This window comes from Catenuloplanes japonicus (assembly GCF_000717135.1).
GTDB classification, from domain to species: Bacteria; Actinomycetota; Actinomycetes; order Mycobacteriales; family Micromonosporaceae; genus Catenuloplanes; species Catenuloplanes japonicus.
The window spans coordinates 347,977-363,924 of record NZ_JNXY01000009.1; the positions used below are offsets into that span (position 1 = coordinate 347,977).

Genomic DNA, 15,948 nt, shown 5'->3' on the forward strand with positions numbered 1-15,948 from the left:
CATGATCGAGGCCGTTTCCGCCACCGTCGTCGTGCTCGGGATCGTGGTCTTCACGCTCAGCGTGATCATCGTGGTCGTCCGGGTGGTGCGCCGGACGTTGCGCCGCCGCCGGGCCCGCCTGGCCGAGGCGCCCCGGCTCGCGCTGCTGGAGTTCGTGGCCGAGGGCGGCACCGAGGGCGCGGAGGAGCTGATCGCGCTGCCGCAGCGGCAGTGGCAGGCGGCCGAGCCGGGCGCGATCGCACTGCTCGGCAAGGTCCGCGGCGAGGCGCACACCGCGCTGGTCGACGTGTTCGCCCGGCGCGGGCTGATCGAGGCGGAGCGCGCCGACCTGACCCACCGCAGCCGCGTCCGCCGGGCCCGTGCCGCGGAGGCGCTCGGCAACCTGGAGCACCGCCCGGCCGTCCTCGCGCTCTGTGCGCTGCTGCGCGACCCGCACGCCGAGGTCCGGCTGGTGGCGGTGCGCGCGCTCGGCCGGATCGGCGACCCGGCCGCCGCCGTGCCGCTGCTGGACAGCCGTGCCACGGCCGACCCGACGCCGTCCCAGCTGTGCGCGCAGGCGCTGGCGCAGCTCGGCCCGGAGGCGGAGCCGGCGCTGATCGGCGCGCTGGAACATGCCGACGCACGGGTACGCGTGACCGCGCTCGACGCGCTCGGCCTGGTCGGCTCCGGCGCGCTCATCGAGCCGGTCGCGCGGGTGCTGGAGGAGGACCCGTCGCTTCCCGTGCGCCTGGCGGCCGCGAACACGCTCGGCCGGATGGGCGGGCGCGCGGCCGTACCCCCGCTGGTGGTGGCACTTGGGGTTGATCATCCGGATCCGTTGCGGGCCGCGGCCGCGCGGGCGCTCGGCGAGGCCGGCGCGGCCGGCGTGGCGGAGGCGCTGGCCGGGCTGCTCGCCGACCCCGCCTACCGGGTGGCGCACGAGGCCGCGCACGCGCTGCGCAAGGCCGGACCGGCCGGGCTCGCCGTGCTGCGGTCCTCACCCGAGCCGCACGCGGAGGAGGCGCTGGCCGTGGCGGGACTCGGATGATCGACGACTGGGGCCGGCTGGCCGGCTGGGTACGAACCGGGCTCGGTATCACCGACACCGCGATCTTCGTGTACTTCGTGCTGCTCAACAGCAGCTACCTCGGACTGCTGCTGCTGGCCGCGGCCGAGTTCTTCCGGCATCTGCGCCGGGTACCGTTCAACGGGCTGGAGGACCTGTTCCGCAGCCCGCTGACGCCCGCGGTCTCGGTGCTGATGCCGGCCTACAACGAGGGCGCCGGGATCGTGGCCGCGGTGCAGGCGATGACCGCGCTGCGCTACCCCCGGTTCGAGATCGTGGTGATCGACGACGGCTCCACCGACGACACGTTCGACCTGCTGGAGCGCGAGTTCGACCTGGTACGGGTGCCGCGCGTGGTGCCGGACGAGGTGCCGTCCCGCGGTCAGGTGATCAGCGTGCACGTGGCCCGCGCGAACCCGGACGGCCTGATCGTGGTCCGCAAGGTCAACGGCGGCAAGGCGGACGCGCTCAACGTCGGCATCAACCTCTCCCGGCACCCGCTGATCTGCATGGCGGACGCGGACTCCGTGCTCGACCCGGAGGCGCTGCTCTCCGTGGTCAAGCCGTTCGCGGACGACCCGCTGGAGGTCGCGGCCGTCGGCGGCGTGGTGCGGATCGCGAACGGCTGCGCCGTGGTCGCCGGCCGCGTGGTCGACGTGCACATGCCCCGGCAGTGGCTGGTCCGGATGCAGATCGTCGAATATCTGCGCGCGTTCCTGATGGGCCGCACCGGCTGGTCCCGGCTCGGCGGCCTGGTGGTGATCTCCGGCGCGTTCGGCATGTTCCGGCGCGACCAGCTGGCCCGGGTCGGCGGCCTGGCGCACGACACCATCGGCGAGGACGCGGAGCTGGTCGTCCGCCTGCACCACCACCTGCGCGAACGCGGCGTCGCCTACCGGGTGGTCTTCGTGGCGGAGCCGGTGTCGTGGAGCGAGGCACCGGCCACGCTGCGCGTGCTCGGCCGGCAGCGTACCCGCTGGCACCGCGGCATCGCGGAGATCCTCCGCGCGCACAAGGGCATGATCCTGCGCCCGCGGTACGGCCGGATCGGCATGTTCGCGCTGCCCTACTACGTGGTGTTCGAGCTGATGGCGCCGTTCGTGGAGCTGTCCGCGCTGGTGCTGTTCCCGGCCGGCATCCTGGTCGACGCGATCGACCTGGACTTCGCCTGGCGGTTCGCACTGGTCGCGTACGGCTACGGCATGCTGGTCAGCATCTCGGCGCTGCTGCTGGAGGAGGTGTCGTTCCACCGCTACCCGCGCTGGGACGACCTCGGCCGCGGCTTCGTCGCCGCGATCCTGGAGAACCTCGGCTACCGGCAGGCGCTCGCCTGCTACCAGGCGCGCGGCGCGTGGCAGGCGTGGCGGAACAAGAAGCAGGTCTGGGGCGCGATGCCACGTCAGGGCTTCGACACGGTCTCGTCCTGAGGATGCCTCAGGCCCGGGTGATCCTTCGGGAGCGTCCTCACGATCACCCACCAGCTCACCGCGAGGCAGGCGGCGACCAGCGGCCAGGTCAGCACGACCTGCGCGATGCCGAGCGCCACGGTCCGGTCCGCGAAGTAGAGCGGCACGAACACGGCCAGGCGGATCACGTACTGCAGGACCCACACCCAGCTGGCCAGGCCGTAGCTTCGCAGCAGCGCGGGATCGCGCCGCCACCGGGTCTTCTGGCCGAGCACGGTGCCGACCACCACACCGAGCAGCGGCCAGCGCACCGCGATGCTGATCGCCCAGAGCACGGCGCTGCCGGCGTTGCTGAGCAGGCGCGGCAGGAAGAAGTCACGGCCGTTCCCGGTATACATCGCGATCATCGCGGCCACCACGACGCCGAGCAGACCGGCCAGCACCGCGCCGAACCGGTCCCCGCGCCGGAGCCGGTAACCGGCGATGGCCAGGCTCACCACGATCGCGGCGGTCACACCGACCGCGATCGAACGGCCTCCGGCCAGCCAGCCGACGACGAAGGCGACGGGCGGGAGCGTGGCGTCGAGCGCGCCGCGACGCCCGCCGAGGAGGTCGGCGAGCGACTCTTTCTTCTCTTCCATGGTTAGGGCAGCCTAACCGATCAAGACCATCCGTGGGTACGGGCGTGAGGCGCCGCCGACCGCAGAAGTCGATTTTCGACAAACACGTTCTTCGTTTGCCGAAAACCGCCTTCTACAGGTCGGAATTAAGGCGTCGAGCCGGAGGAGCGGAGCGACGACCAGCAGCTCTGTCCCGTACCCACAAAGGCTTTTGACCTTAGTTTGTAATGGCCACGGGGGTGCGACGGGCGGAGGCGTGGCCCTCGATGCGCTTGCTGGGGCGGCGCGGGGTACCGGTGCCGCGGCCGCCCTCGCGACGCTGGCGCAGGTCCTCCTTGGTGGGCAGTGCGAGGCGGAAGACCTTGAACCAGGCGGAGGCGACCTGGACCGGCAGCGGGCCGGTGGTGTAGGTCAGGCCGTAGCGCTGGAACAGGTCGCGGATGCGCGGCGCGATCTCGGCGTAGCGGTTGCTCGGCATGTCCGGGAACAGGTGGTGCTCGATCTGGTGCGACAGGTTGCCGGTCATGAAGTGCATGAACTTCGAGCCGCGGATGTTCGCCGAGCCGAGCATCTGGCGCAGGTACCACTCGCCGCGGTTCTCACCCTCGATGCTGGTCTTGGAGAACGTCTCCACACCGTTCGGGAAGTGGCCGCACATGATCACCGAATGCGTCCAGACGTTGCGGACCAGGTTCGCCACCGCGTTCGCACCGATGGTGGCCAGGAACGACGGGCCGGACAGCAGCGGGTGGATGATGTAGTCCTTCAGCATCTGCCGGCCGATCTTGTTGCGCACCTGCTTGACCTCGGCGCGGAACTTCGGGTCGCGGCGCCGCTTCTTCGTCTTCAGGTTGCGGCCGAGCTGCAGGTCGTAGGCGGCGATGCCGTACTCGAACAGGCACATGTTGATGAAGTTGTAGAGCGGCTGGCCGAGCAGCCCCGGCGTCCACCGCTGGTCCTCGTCCACGCGCATGATGCCGTAGCCGAGGTCGTTGTCCCGGCCCACCACGTTCGTGAACGTGTGGTGGATCTCGTTGTGCGCGTGCTTCCACTGCGCGGCCGGGGACGCGTTGTCCCACTCCCAGGTGGTCGAGTGGATCTTCGGGTCACGCATCCAGTCCCACTGGCCGTGCATGACGTTGTGGCCGATCTCCATGTTCTCGATGATCTTCGCGATCGAGAGGCCGATGGTGCCGATCACCCAGGCCGGCGGGAACAGCGAGAACAGCAGCACCGCGCGGCTGCCCAGCTCCAGGCGCCGCTGCGTGGAGATCACCTTGCGGATGTAGGCCGCGTCGCGCTCGCCCCGGCTCGACATGATCTCGTCGCGCAACGCGTCCAGCTCGACGCCGATCGCCTCGATGTCCTCGGGGGTGAGGTGCGCGACCGGGTTGACGGCCTTCTTCTCCATGATCGTCATGTGGGTGGTCCCTTTCGACTCAATGATCGATTGCGCAGGGCCCGGCCGCTGCGGTGATGCAGGTCTGAATCGGGATGGTGTCGCCCTCTTCGGCGATGATCAGCGCGCCGTCGCGCAGGTCGCGGACCGCGCCCTCGCGCAGCGGCAGCACGCAGCCGAAGCAGATGCCCATCCGGCAGCCGGACGGCATCAGCACGCCCGCCTCCTCCGCGGCCTCCAGCAACGGCACGTCCCCGCGCGCGCTGACCGTGGTCTGCGTCCTCAGGAACGTGAGCTCGCCGCCCTCGCCGCTCGCCGCCAGGGTCACCGGCCGGAACCGCTCGGTGCGCAGCCGCTCGCCGACGCCGGCGTCCGCCCAGTGCTTCTCCAGGTCGTCCAGCAGCTCGTTCGGCCCGCAGGCCCAGGTGTCACGCTCGGCCCAGTCCGGCACCAGCCGCGCGATCCCCGCCGGCGAGAGCCGCCCCTCCACCGACGTGGTCCGCTCGATCAGCCGGATCCGGCCCTCGGCCGCGAGATCGTCCAGCTCCGGCGTGAACAGCGCCTCCTGGGCCGTACGCGCGGAGTGCACGACCACGACGTCCTTCATCGCGTCTCTCGGCGTGCCGCGCAGCAGCCCCATGATCGGGGTGACGCCGCTGCCCGCGGTCACGAACAGCACCTTCTCCGGCGCGGTCTCCGGGAGCGTGAAGTCGCCGGCCGGCGGGTCCAGGTGCAGGAGCGCGCCCTTCCTCGCGTGGCGGACCAGGTAGTTGCTGACCAGCCCGCCCTCGATCGCCGTCACGGTGACCTCGACGCGGCCGTCCTTCCGGTCCGGGTCGCTGGTCAGCGAGTAGTTGCGCCACAGCCGCACGCCCTCGACGTCCACGCCGATCCGCAGGTACTGACCGGGCACGTGCCGCCGCCAGCCACGACCGGGCCGCAGCACCAGCGTGACCGCGCGATCATGCTCCGGTCGCACCTCCTCGATGCGGGCACGCAGCACGTTCGCATTGCGAAGCGGGGCGACCTCGTCCAGATAGTCGCTCGGCACCAGCGGCGTCGTCAGCAGTTCGACAACGCGCCAGGCGGCGGACCGGAGGCTGCGGGTTGCGGGCATGACTCAAGCATGGGTTGGTGCCGGGATTAAGTCCTGACCAAGAGACGGTAGTTTCGTCGGGCATTATTGTTCGTTGTGAACAAGACAGGGGTTTCCGCGCTGCGGCTGCCGCCCGAGGTGGTGGCGCCGCTGCGGACCGCGCTGGCCGAGGTCGCGGGCCACGCGGTCGCGGCGATCACGGCCGAGGTCCCGGCGTACCGCGAGGCGTTCGCCGGCGAGATGGGCGAGAAGATCGAGCGGGCAGTGCGCGGCGCACTGGGGACGTTCCTCAACCTGCTCTCGCGAGACATGGGGGCGCCACTCGAACCCGCGCTCGAGGCGGCCTATGCGCTGGGACGCGGGGAGGCACGCTACGGCCGCAGCCTGGACGCGCTGCTCGCCGCCTACCGGGTCGGCGCCCGCGTGGCCTGGCGGGACATGGCCACGACGAGCGTCGCCGCCGGCGTCGACGCGATCACCATCATGGAGTTCGCCGAACTGGTCTTCGCCTACATCGACGAGCTGTCCGCCGCCAGCGTGGCCGGCCACGCGGACGAGCTGGCCTCCGCGGTCCGGGCCCGCCGCCGCAACCTGGAGCGCCTGGGCCAGGCGCTGATCGCCGCCGAGCCCGCGCACGCGCTCGTCGCCGCCGCGGAGCTGGCCGAGTGGCCGCCGCCGGTCACGCTCACCGCCGTGCTGCTGCCCGCGCGCGCGATCGGCGCGGTCGTGGACCTGCTCGACGCGCGCACGCTGCAGGTGGACGCGGACGACGAACAGTCGGTGCTGCTGGTCCCGGACGCGCACGGGGCAGGGCGCGGCCATCTGATGCGCTTGCTGGCCGGCCGCGAGGCCGTGATCGGCCCGCCACGGGCGTGGGAGCGGGCGTCGGAGTCGCACGACCGCGCGGTGCGGGCACGATCCCTGGGCCTGGCCGGCGACACCGAGGAACACCTGGTCACGCTGCTGCTCGGTGCGGACCCGGGCGCGTTGGCGGACCTGCGGGCGCGGGTGCTGGCGCCGCTGGCCGACGAGGGCGAGTCGTCGACGGCCAAACTGACGGAGACGCTGCGCAGCTGGTTGCGGCACCAGGGCCGGCGGGACGAGATCGCCGCCGAGCTGTTCGTCCACCCGCAGACCGTGCGCTACCGGGTGACCCGCCTGCGAGAGCTCTACGGCGACCGCCTCCGGGATCCGGATTGGCTGGTCATGCTGACGGTCGCACTGGCCACGTAGGACACGCTCAAGGCGAGACAGAAGCCGCCACACCGGTCTCGCGGGTCGCCGGCCTGCTTTCGATGTCGGGGTGAGGGTTCTACGAGCCGAGGCTCGGCGTATTCCCTCGACACCCTTTTGTGCCGTTCGAAGGCGTCATCGGTGGTGGTCCGCAGCGTTGCCCGGTCGGCGCCCCATGGCTGGTCGATCCGGACCTCTGGGCGGCCGGCGCGATGCGGCCGACGCCGACCGTGTCCTGGCGCCGGAAGGGTCTGCACTGTATTTGTTCATGACGGACCGCCGCATCGCCGTCTGTGGATCATTGAGGTCGACGAAATGGCGGTCAAATCCGCTCGCCGACCGCCATTTTGTCGACGTCAATGATCCACACGCGCGTGCGGCTCCCGCGGGCAAACCTCGGGGCGGGCAAAGACTTCGCCGGCGCTCCGCTTTGCCCGCCCCGTCGGAGCCGGTTCGCGCGGGTCGGCCCAAGGCCGCGATTCCCGTCGTTCCTCCCGCGGGGCGACGCGGGCCACGCTCAAATCGTTGCGGTCTTCCTGGCGGATATGCAGGTCTCCAAGCCCGAGCCGGAGACGATGTCCGCCGGGGTCCCCGCTGTGCCGCCTGTGAAGTCGGCACCCGGACCGGAATCTGTCGACGCCTGTCAGGAGGGTGACTGAGCCGCGGTGCCTGGGCGGGCTGCTGGAATCGACAGGACACCATTTCCGAAATGTCGGGCGCGGCAGCGCCCGTTCGCATCCGGGTCGGCAAGCCCACGCTGTTGCCGGTCGGTCTTGCATGCGCCTTCACGGCAGATCCGCCAGAAGCCCGCGATGGGCGCTGTTGACATGCTCCTCCGCGGTCCGCGCCACCGTGTCCCGATCGCCGGACCGGAGAAGTGCTGCCAGCTCGCGATGCTCGTCGACGACGCGCGCACGGTAATGGGCGAACCCCAGCGCCACCCGGCGGAGCTGGAAGAGATGAACCTGGGAGCGCACCGCGCGCCAGGCCTCGGTGAGCCGCCGGTTGGCGGCGGCGGTGTAGACCGCGTCGTGGAAGGCGATGTCCAGCGCGACCAGCCGTGCCCCCGCGGGCGTGCCGGCGATCTCCGCAGCCATGGCCGCGACCAGTGCGTCCAGCTCCGCGAGATGGTTCTCCGTCGCGGTCTCCCGCGCGGTGATCGCCGCCAGCCGGTCCAGCGCGGCACGGACCGCGTAGACCTCCCGCACGTCCTCCGGCGTGATGTCGATGACCGAGGTCCCTCGATGCCAGGCGCTGCGCACCAGGCCCTCGCGCTCCAGGATCCACAGCCCTTCCCGCACCGACCCGCGACTGACCCCGAGGGCCGCCGCCAGCTCCACCTCGCGCAGCGGCCCGCCCGGTGGCACCTCGCCGGCCAGGATCGCCTCCCGGATGCGGTCCGCGGACTCGTCCGCGAGCCCTCGGCGGCTCGCCCGGCCGAACGCCGGCGGATCCGGCTGGACACGAGATCTCATGACGCTAATGTTGACATTCGGACAATCATAACGGCAAGCTGACCGGATGAATCGGGGCATTCTGGTCACAGGGGCATCGGGCGGCATCGGACGGGCGATCGCGGAGGCGTTCGCCGCACGCGGCGACCGGGTCGCGGTCCACTACGGCGCGAATCGGGACGGCGCGGAGGGCACGCTGCGGCTGCTGGCCGGTGAGGGGCACGTGCTCGCCGGCGGCGACCTGCGCGACCCGGCCGTGGCCGCGCGCGTGGCGGAGGACGCCGCGGACGCCCTGGGCGGCGTGGACGTGCTGGTCAACAACGCGGCCGTGGCGCCGCAGGGGCGGAATCGGCACGCGCCCGCCGACGTCTCCTACGCGGACTGGCAGCAGGCCTGGCGGGACATGATCGACGTCAACCTGCTGGCCGCCGCGAATCTCACCTGGTGCGTGGCCCGGCGGCTGATCGACCGCGGCGCGCCCGGCGCGATCGTGAACGTGGGCTCGCGCGGCGCGTTCCGCGGTGAGCCGGAGTTCCCGGCCTACGGCGCGAGCAAGGCGGCGCTGCACGCGTTCGGGCAGTCGATGGCGGTGGCGCTGGCGCCGCACGGGATCGCGGTCGCGTCCGTCGCGCCCGGGTTCGTGGCGACCGCGCGGCAGGCCGCCAAGCTGACCGGTGAGCCGGGTGCGGCGGTCCGGGCGCAGAGCCCGTTCGGGCGGGTCGGGACGCCGGAGGAGGTGGCGGCCGCGGTGCTCTACCTGGCGTCGCCGGAGGGTGCCTGGTCGTCCGGCGCGGTGCTGGACCTGAACGGCGCGTCGCACCTGCGCTGACCGGAAGTTCCGAAAGACTTCCATACGCATTGACATCCGCCAATGTCTGAGGGCACTTTGAAGGAGCGATTCAACTTCCGAAACACTAACGGAAGGAGTGCCCACCATGATCGTCAGAAGAGCCGGAGCCGTGCTCGTGCTGCTGGCCGCGTCCGTGCTCGCCGTCTCCGGCGCCGCGTACGCCGCGCCGGTCGAGGACGAGGGCGCGGACTGTCCCATCAGTCAGGGCTCAGTCACCGCGAACGCCACGCTCCCCGACCCGTTCACCAGGATCGACGGCACCCGCATCACCACGGTCGCGGACTGGCGCTGCCGCCGCGCCGAGATCAAGGACCAGGCCGAGCGGTACGTCTACGGCGCCAAACCGGACCGCCCGGCCACGGTCGGCGGCACCGTCACCCGCACCGGCATCACCGTGAACGTCGCCGAGGCCGGCCGCAGCGCCTCGTTCTCCGCGACCGTCGACCTGCCCAGCGGCACCGGCCCGTTCCCGGCCGTCGTGGTGATCGGCGGCTTCGGCGCGGACACCGCCTCGATCAAGGCGGCCGGCGCGGCCGTGATCAGCTACGACCCGCTCGCGGTCGGCCGCGAGGGTACGCCCCGCACCAACAAGCAGGGCGCGTTCTACAGCCTGTACGGCGCGTCCAGCAGCACCGGCATCCTGCTGGCCTGGGCCTGGGGCGTCAGCCGGATCATCGACGTGATCGAGCAGTCCGGCGGCACGATCCTGAAGGCGGACGCCACCGGCGTCACGGGCTGCTCACGGTACGGCAAGGGCGCGATCGTCACCGGCGCGTTCGACCAGCGGATCGCGCTGACCATGCCGATCGAGTCCGGCACCGGCGGCGCACCGATCTTCCGCGGCGTGCCGGGGGAGAGCGGAGCACAGCCGCTGAGCAGCGCCTACAGCGAGCAGCCGTGGCTCGGCGACGCGTTCGGGTCGTACACGGGGAATCCTGCGGGTCTTCCGGTCGACACGCACGAGCTCGTCGGGATGGTGGCGCCGCGCGGACTGTTCATCATGGACAATCCGCACATCTCGTGGCTGGCGGCGCGCTCGTCCAGCGTGGCCGCGCTCGGCGGGGCGGAGGTCTACCGCGCGCTGGGCGCGACGTCGGCGATCTCCTACTGGTCCGACGTGTCCGACGGGACGCACTGCGCCACCAGGGCCGAGTGGCGTGATCCGCTGCAGAACAGCATCAGAAAATTCCTCGGGGGTACGGGCAGCGCGCCCGGCGTGTTCCGCGTGTCCAGCAAGGCGGCGGGGAGTCTGGCGGCGTGGCGCACGTGGCAGACGCCGGTGCTGACCGGCGGATCGGCGTCGCCGTCACCGACGGTGTCGCCGACCGCGTCGCCGTCGCCCGTTCCGGCGGGGTGCGCCGCAACGGTGGCGCTCAACCAGTGGAACGGCGGGTTCGTCGCGACGGTCCGGGTGACGGCGGGATCGGCGCCGGTCAGCGGGTGGACGGTGTCGATGACGCTGCCGTCCGGAGCTGCCGTGACCAACACGTGGAACGCGTCGGCCGGCGGCAGCGGCGGTGCGGTCGGCTTCACCAACGCGGCGCACAACGGCGCGCTGGCGGCGGGCGGGTCGACGGAGTTCGGATTCCAGGGAACGGGCAGCGCGAGCGGCGTCACGCCGGTCTGCGTGGCGCGGTAGAGCGCCGGTCCGGGCCGCCCCGCCCACCGATTCGCCGGGGCGGTCCGGACCGGTCCCGGTCGGACCGGCCTCGTGCGGCGCGGCCGGGGTGGAGTCCGCGCCGGTCGGGACGTTCGTGGCCTGGGACCGGGCACGTCGCGGCCGGCGTCGTGTCTCGCCCATCGGAGTGGTCAGCGCTGCTTCTTCCGCCCGGCGGAGTGCGCCGGGGCGGTCGGCGCAGCTTTCTCGCCCGGCATCGGGTCCCGAGGCAGGGAGCGGTCAGCGCTGCTACTTCGCCCGGCGGGTGTCAGCGCCGTTTCCTCGCCCAGCGGAGCGGGCCCGGGTGCAGCGACCAGAGCGCCCGCCGCCACCACGAGCGGCGGGCGCGGAGCGCGGTCACGTAGGCGGCCGCCGTCGTACCCGCGCGGCTGGCTTGAAGATCGTCGACGGCCCGGGGCGCGAACGAGTCCTGGTTCATCAGCGCGGCCAGTTCGTCCAGCGACGGCGCTGCCGCGCGCAGCGAAGGCTTCTTCACCTGCGCGGACGCCTCCGAAGCGGTTTCCGCGGCGTGGCCGGCGAACTCGGTCGCGGTCAGGTCGGGGGAGGCGGGGCGACCGGCGAGGCGGAGCGCGTCGCCGACCTCCAGCCAGGCGCCGGTGACACGTTCGCGCGGGTCGATCGCGCGCAGCCGCCGGCGGGACAGGCCGCGCCGCATGATCAGTAGCGCGATGACCAGGCCGGACAGCGTCAGCAGCAGCGTGCCGGAGACGCCGCCCGCGACCAGAGCCCGGGTGCGCCCGGCACCGGGACCGCCGCCGGCCAGCAGATCCCCGGCGGACGCGGTGGCGGACGGCTCCAGGGACGGGACCGGCGCGTCCGTGGGCGGCTCCTCGGACTTCTCCGGTTCCGGGCGGAAGTCCTCCTCGACCGGGCGCGGCTGCGCGTCCGCCTGCGGCATCGGGTTGAACGACACCCAGCCGACGCCGCCGAACAGTACCTCCGGCCAGGCGAACGCGTCCGCGCCCCGGACCGGGACCGGACTGCCCGCGTCCGCGCGCGGCGCGAAGCCCACGACCACGCGGGACGGCAGGCCGAGCAGCCGGGCCAGCACCGCGAACGAGGCCGCGAACTGCTCGGACGTGCCCTCCTGGCCGCCGGCGTTGCGTGGGCCGAAGAGGAAGAAGCCCAGGTTGGGGTACGCATGCCCGCTCGCCGCGTCCGCCGTGACCCGGTAGTGCGTGGCGAGGAACTGCTCGATCGCCACGGCCCGGTCGTACGGCGCGCCGTTCTCCTCGCCGAGCTGGTCAGCCAGCTGCTGCACCTGCTCCGGCGTGCCGTCCGGGACCGTGAGCAGGCGGGCCACGTCCGGGCCGCCGGGCACGTCCGCGACGGGCAGGCCGCTCAGGTCCATCTTTTCCCGCGCGGACGACACCGTGTAGCTGAGGCCGGGCTGCAGGCCCTCGGGCCGGATCAGCGTGCCGGAGGCCGCGTCGAACGCGACCCGGGTGCCGTCGACGCCGGACGGCGTGGGCACGGCCGGCAGCAGGCGCCCGCTCAGGTCCGCGATGGTCAGGCGCTGGTCCACCTGCTCCACGGTCGATCCGGGCGCGGGCGGCGTGGTCGGCAGCACGCGGCCGGCCGCGCGGTACGTGGCGCCGACCTTCCAGGTCACGCCGTCGTAGTCGTTGAGCACCGCGAGTCGTACCAGCGGAAGGTCGGTGCCGTTGAGCGGCGTCACGTCGAAGAGGTGCTGGTCCGGGTTGAGCGCCCACCCGGAGATCCGGTTGAGCGGGCTCTCGTCGAGGCTGTCGACCTGCGGCGGCTCCACGTACCGCCGGGGGTCGACCGGGGTCTGGGTCACGATGCCCGCGATCCGGGGCGCGCCCGCGAACGTCAGCGCCAGCAGCACCGCGAGCGCCACCACCGGGCCGATCAGGCGCCGCAGCCGGCCGGCGGGCTCGGCGTCACCGGACGTGGTCGCGGTGGTCGTCTCGCGGGAGCGCGGCGGGACCCGGCCGGGCGCGGTGGCCAGGCCGAGCGCGGCCAGCGCCACGAAACCGAGCGTCGGCGGGAGCGCGGCGTCCGCGTTCGGCCCGACGACGTAGAGCACGCCACCGAACAGGCCGATCGGCGCGAGGTAGCCGAGCAGCACGTAGCCGGCGCGGCCGGAGACCTCGTGCGCGGCCAGGCCGGCCAGCCACGCCGTGACCAGCGGGACCACGATCGTGTCCGGCGTCGGCTCGACCGGGATCATCGCGGTGAGCATGCGCGGGATGCCGTTGCGGGCCGCGTCCACCAGCACCTGGGCCAGCGGCGTGCCCAGACCGGCGCGCTGCGCGGACAGCCGGAGCGCGAACACGGTGTACCCGGCCAGGAGCAGCACGGACAGCGGCGCGACGGTCCAGGACGGCAGCCGCCGGACCGCGGCACCGAGACCGACGCTGAGCACGGCCGCGCCGGCCACCAGCTGCATCAGCAGCGGGCCGGAGTAGACGCGGCCGAGCAGCACGCCGCAGAGCGCGATCATGCCGGCCAGCGCGACCGGGAGCCCGGCCGCGCGCACCACTCTCACCATCCGGACGCGCCGTTCCACTCCGCGGCGAACGCGTCGCCGTCCTCCGCGTTCAGCACCAGCATGCCCGCGCCCTGGCCCGAGGGGTGCTCACCGGTCGCGCCGAGAACGGCCACGACCAGCACGGGGTACGCCGACCGCACCGTTCCCAGCTGGCCCAGGTCGGCACGTCCGCCCGGACCGGTGAGGAAGATCAGCGTGTCGCCGAACCGCTGCTGCCGCAGGCGCGTGGTCGCGGTCCGGAACGTCTCCTCCGACGCCGGATGCAGCCCGGCCGCGGTCAGCGTGTCCAGATGACTGAAACCCGCCTCTTCCTCGCCGCTGACCAGGTGCAACGTGACCGGCAGATCCTCACGCGCCGCGGCCGCCACCACGGACGCGGCCGCCTCGCACGCGCCCTCGAAGCTGGCCGACATGCCGTCCGCGAGCGGCGTGTGCGACGCGGCCCGGTCGTCGAGCAGCACCACCAGGCGCGGCAGGCTGGTGTCCAGCTGCTCGCGGACCATCAGCTCGCCCATCCGCGCGGTGGAGCGCCAGTGGACGCGCCGCAGGTCGTCGCCGATCACGTACTCCCGGAGCGTGTCGAACGTGATCGAGCCCTGCGGGACCTTGTCGGAGCGGCCGTCCATGCTGCGCGTGACGCCGGCCGGGACCGCGCTCAGCGGCAGGATGCGCGGGTGCACCCAGACCGTGACCGTGTCGCCGTGCGCCTGCGCGAGCCGGACCAGGCCCAGCGGGTCAACGCGTGTCACCCGCAGCGGGCCGACCGCGATCCTGCCGCGCCGATGCGTGGGCACCGGGTACGTCACCGTGGTGTCCCGGCCCGCGCGCAGCCGCAGCGGCGGCACCGTGACCGGGCGGCCGCCGCAGGAGTCGGACGCGGCGAGCGTGGCCGAGCGGCGGCGGGCCGCGTTGCGCAGCGTGAGGATCATCGTGGACGGGTCGCCGCGCGGCACCCGGTCCGGGTCCGCGACGCGGGTCAGCGACAGCCGTGGCCGCCACGCCACGAACAGCACGGCCCAGACCACCGCGAGCAGGCCGGCGGCGCCGAGCACCGCCAGCTCCGCGTAGCCGAACCGCAGACCGGCCGCCAGCAGCACCAGGGCGCCGACGGCCAGACCTGTGCCACGCGGAGTCGGGCGCATCTAGGCCTGCGCGCCGCCGCCGGGCAGCGGCACCGGGACGGACCGCAGCGCGTCGGCTATCACGTCGTCCGCGGTGGCGCCACGCAGCGCCGCGTCCGGGTTGAGCAGCACGCGGTGCGCGAAGACCGGGCCGATCAGCGCCTTCAGGTCCTCGGGCAGGATCCAGGCCCGGCCCTCCATCAACGCGTACGCACACGCGGCCCGGGTCAGCGCGATCACGCCACGCGGGCTGACGCCGATCCGCACGCGCGGGTCCGTGCGGGTCGCGGCCGCGAGGCGCACCGCGTACGCGTACAGCGGGTCGGCGATGTGCACGCGCTGCGCCATCCGGATCATCTCGGCCACGATGTTCGTGTCCGCGATCGGCGGCAGGCTCTCGGGTGAGCGCACGTTCGCCCCGCGCAGCACCTCGATCTCCACGGCCTCGTCCGGGTAGCCGACGCTCAGCTTGACCAGGAACCGGTCCAGCTGGGCCTCGGGCAGGCGGTAGGTGCCGTCCATCTCGACCGGGTTCTGCGTGGCGACGACCAGGAACGGGCGCGGGACCGGGTGCGGCACGCCGTCGACCGTGACCGTGCGCTCCTCCATCACCTCGAGCAGCGCGGACTGCGTCTTCGGCGAGGCGCGGTTGATCTCGTCGGCGATCACGATGTTCGCAAAGACCGGACCCGGGTGGAACTCGAACCCGCGCGTGGCCTGGTTGAAGATCGTGACGCCGGAGACGTCCGCCGGCAGCAGGTCCGGCGTGAACTGGATGCGCCGCCACTGGCCGTGCACCGAGGCTGCGATCGCGCGGGCCAGCGTGGTCTTGCCGACGCCGGGCACGTCCTCCAGCAGCACGTGACCCTGCGCGAAGAGCGCGGTCAGCGCGAGCCGGATCAGCTCCGGCTTGCCCAGGATGACCGTGCCGATGCTGGCCGCGAGCTGCGTCGCGATGCTGGAGAAGCCCTGGACCTGCTGGGACGTGAGCGGGCCCTCGGCGGACGCGTCCATCGCGGGCGCGCTGACCGGAGCCGCGTTCATCGTGGCCGGGTTCATCGTGGGCGGGTTCATCGTGGGCGGCGACGGGGGCGCCACGGGCGGTGGCGGGGGCGGCGGCAGCGTGGCCGCCTGCGAGGACTGCGGTGCGCCGTAACCCGAGTCGTAAGCCTTGGGCTGCTCGTACGCCTTGGGCGCCTCGTAGGCCGGGGGCGGATCGTAGCCCTGCTCGGCCTCGTAGCCCTGCGGGCCCGCGCCGTATCCGCCCTGGCCCGGCTGCTGCCCGTACTGCCCGCCACCGTACTGACCGGCGTCGTACTGCCCGCGGTCGTACGGGTCGTACTGCGCGGCCGGTTGCCCTCCGGCGGTGCCACCGGCCGGTGACACCGCGGGGAGCAGGCCGGTCGGCGCCTCCGAGGACGGCGACGGGTAGCCCGAGCCGGCGCCGTAGCGCCCGGACTCGTAGCCGTCGTCGTAGGAGTTGCCGCTGTAGCCGTTGGCGTGCGGTGGTGCGGTGGTCATGCGGACGGGC

12 protein-coding genes are annotated in these 15,948 nt (G+C 72.9%); 5 read left to right on the forward strand and 7 right to left on the reverse strand.

Going from position 1 to position 15,948, the window contains the following annotated elements:
- Window position 1: 1 nt before the first annotated feature.
- Entirely contained in the window at window positions 2–1,027 is a 1,026-nt protein-coding gene (locus OP04_RS49710; RefSeq protein WP_051798046.1) for a HEAT repeat domain-containing protein, read from the forward strand.
- Window positions 1,024–2,472, forward strand: coding sequence for a glycosyltransferase family 2 protein (locus OP04_RS16425; RefSeq protein ID WP_033340510.1), 1,449 nt, complete (start codon window positions 1,024–1,026; stop codon window positions 2,470–2,472). The genes OP04_RS49710 and OP04_RS16425 overlap by 4 nt, the downstream gene beginning before the upstream one ends.
- Here the strand turns inward: OP04_RS16425 and OP04_RS16430 are convergent.
- From OP04_RS16430 to OP04_RS16440, 3 genes are all read right to left on the reverse strand, one after another.
- A complete protein-coding gene (locus OP04_RS16430) occupies window positions 2,445–3,092 on the reverse strand; it encodes a DUF3159 domain-containing protein (RefSeq protein WP_033340511.1) in 648 nt (215 codons plus the stop codon). The genes OP04_RS16425 and OP04_RS16430 overlap by 28 nt on opposite strands.
- A 196-nt stretch (window positions 3,093–3,288) precedes the next feature.
- Window positions 3,289–4,491, reverse strand: a complete 1,203-nt coding sequence (locus tag OP04_RS16435; protein ID WP_085066511.1) for a fatty acid desaturase family protein — start codon at window positions 4,489–4,491, stop codon at window positions 3,289–3,291.
- Between the two features lie 19 nt (window positions 4,492–4,510).
- Window positions 4,511–5,587 (reverse strand): ferredoxin reductase, encoded by a 1,077-nt coding sequence (locus tag OP04_RS16440; RefSeq protein WP_033340512.1) that lies wholly within the window; start codon window positions 5,585–5,587, stop codon window positions 4,511–4,513.
- Between the two features lie 75 nt (window positions 5,588–5,662).
- On the opposite strand from OP04_RS16440, the gene OP04_RS16445 reads away from it, so the two are divergent.
- Entirely contained in the window at window positions 5,663–6,799 is a 1,137-nt protein-coding gene (locus OP04_RS16445) for a PucR family transcriptional regulator (protein ID WP_232323608.1), read from the forward strand.
- Window positions 6,800–7,584: 785 nt separating this feature from the next.
- Here the strand turns inward: OP04_RS16445 and OP04_RS16450 are convergent.
- Window positions 7,585–8,274 (reverse strand): GntR family transcriptional regulator, encoded by a 690-nt coding sequence (locus OP04_RS16450; RefSeq protein ID WP_051798048.1) that lies wholly within the window; start codon window positions 8,272–8,274, stop codon window positions 7,585–7,587.
- Between the two features lie 46 nt (window positions 8,275–8,320).
- Here OP04_RS16450 and OP04_RS16455 point away from each other — a divergent pair, with 46 nt between their 5' ends.
- Together OP04_RS16455 and OP04_RS16460 are read left to right on the forward strand one after the other, a co-directional pair.
- Window positions 8,321–9,082, forward strand: a complete 762-nt coding sequence (locus tag OP04_RS16455) for an SDR family NAD(P)-dependent oxidoreductase (RefSeq protein ID WP_033340514.1) — start codon at window positions 8,321–8,323, stop codon at window positions 9,080–9,082.
- 106 nt (window positions 9,083–9,188) lie between these two features.
- Window positions 9,189–10,742 (forward strand): glucuronyl esterase domain-containing protein, encoded by a 1,554-nt coding sequence (locus tag OP04_RS16460; RefSeq protein ID WP_085066530.1) that lies wholly within the window; start codon window positions 9,189–9,191, stop codon window positions 10,740–10,742.
- Between the two features lie 286 nt (window positions 10,743–11,028).
- Here the strand turns inward: OP04_RS16460 and OP04_RS16465 are convergent, their stop codons facing one another.
- The 3 genes from OP04_RS16465 to OP04_RS16475 are packed head-to-tail and all read right to left on the reverse strand — an operon-like array spanning window position 11,029 to window position 15,431.
- Window positions 11,029–13,296: a transglutaminase family protein gene (locus OP04_RS16465; RefSeq protein ID WP_033340690.1), complete on the reverse strand. Its 2,268-nt coding sequence runs from the start codon at window positions 13,294–13,296 to the stop codon at window positions 11,029–11,031.
- Window positions 13,290–14,438 carry a DUF58 domain-containing protein gene (locus tag OP04_RS16470; RefSeq protein WP_033340515.1) on the reverse strand — a complete coding sequence of 383 codons (1,149 nt, stop codon included), beginning with the start codon at window positions 14,436–14,438 and terminating at the stop codon, window positions 13,290–13,292. The genes OP04_RS16465 and OP04_RS16470 overlap by 7 nt, the downstream gene beginning before the upstream one ends.
- Window positions 14,439–15,431 carry an AAA family ATPase gene (locus OP04_RS16475; protein WP_033340691.1) on the reverse strand — a complete coding sequence of 331 codons (993 nt, stop codon included), beginning with the start codon at window positions 15,429–15,431 and terminating at the stop codon, window positions 14,439–14,441.
- Window positions 15,432–15,948 lie beyond the last annotated feature (517 nt).

Coding starts and splice junctions, on each gene's coding strand:
- OP04_RS49710 (WP_051798046.1), top strand. CDS start 2: ATGATCGAGGCCGTTTCCGCCACCGTCGTCGTGCTCGGGATCGTGGTC.
- OP04_RS16425 (WP_033340510.1), top strand. CDS start 1,024: ATGATCGACGACTGGGGCCGGCTGGCCGGCTGGGTACGAACCGGGCTC.
- OP04_RS16430 (WP_033340511.1), bottom strand. CDS start 3,092: ATGGAAGAGAAGAAAGAGTCGCTCGCCGACCTCCTCGGCGGGCGTCGC.
- OP04_RS16435 (WP_085066511.1), bottom strand. CDS start 4,491: ATGACGATCATGGAGAAGAAGGCCGTCAACCCGGTCGCGCACCTCACC.
- OP04_RS16440 (WP_033340512.1), bottom strand. CDS start 5,587: ATGCCCGCAACCCGCAGCCTCCGGTCCGCCGCCTGGCGCGTTGTCGAA.
- OP04_RS16450 (WP_051798048.1), bottom strand. CDS start 8,274: ATGAGATCTCGTGTCCAGCCGGATCCGCCGGCGTTCGGCCGGGCGAGC.
- OP04_RS16455 (WP_033340514.1), top strand. CDS start 8,321: ATGAATCGGGGCATTCTGGTCACAGGGGCATCGGGCGGCATCGGACGG.
- OP04_RS16460 (WP_085066530.1), top strand. CDS start 9,189: ATGATCGTCAGAAGAGCCGGAGCCGTGCTCGTGCTGCTGGCCGCGTCC.
- OP04_RS16465 (WP_033340690.1), bottom strand. CDS start 13,296: ATGGTGAGAGTGGTGCGCGCGGCCGGGCTCCCGGTCGCGCTGGCCGGC.
- OP04_RS16470 (WP_033340515.1), bottom strand. CDS start 14,438: ATGCGCCCGACTCCGCGTGGCACAGGTCTGGCCGTCGGCGCCCTGGTG.
- OP04_RS16475 (WP_033340691.1), bottom strand. CDS start 15,431: ATGGACGCGTCCGCCGAGGGCCCGCTCACGTCCCAGCAGGTCCAGGGC.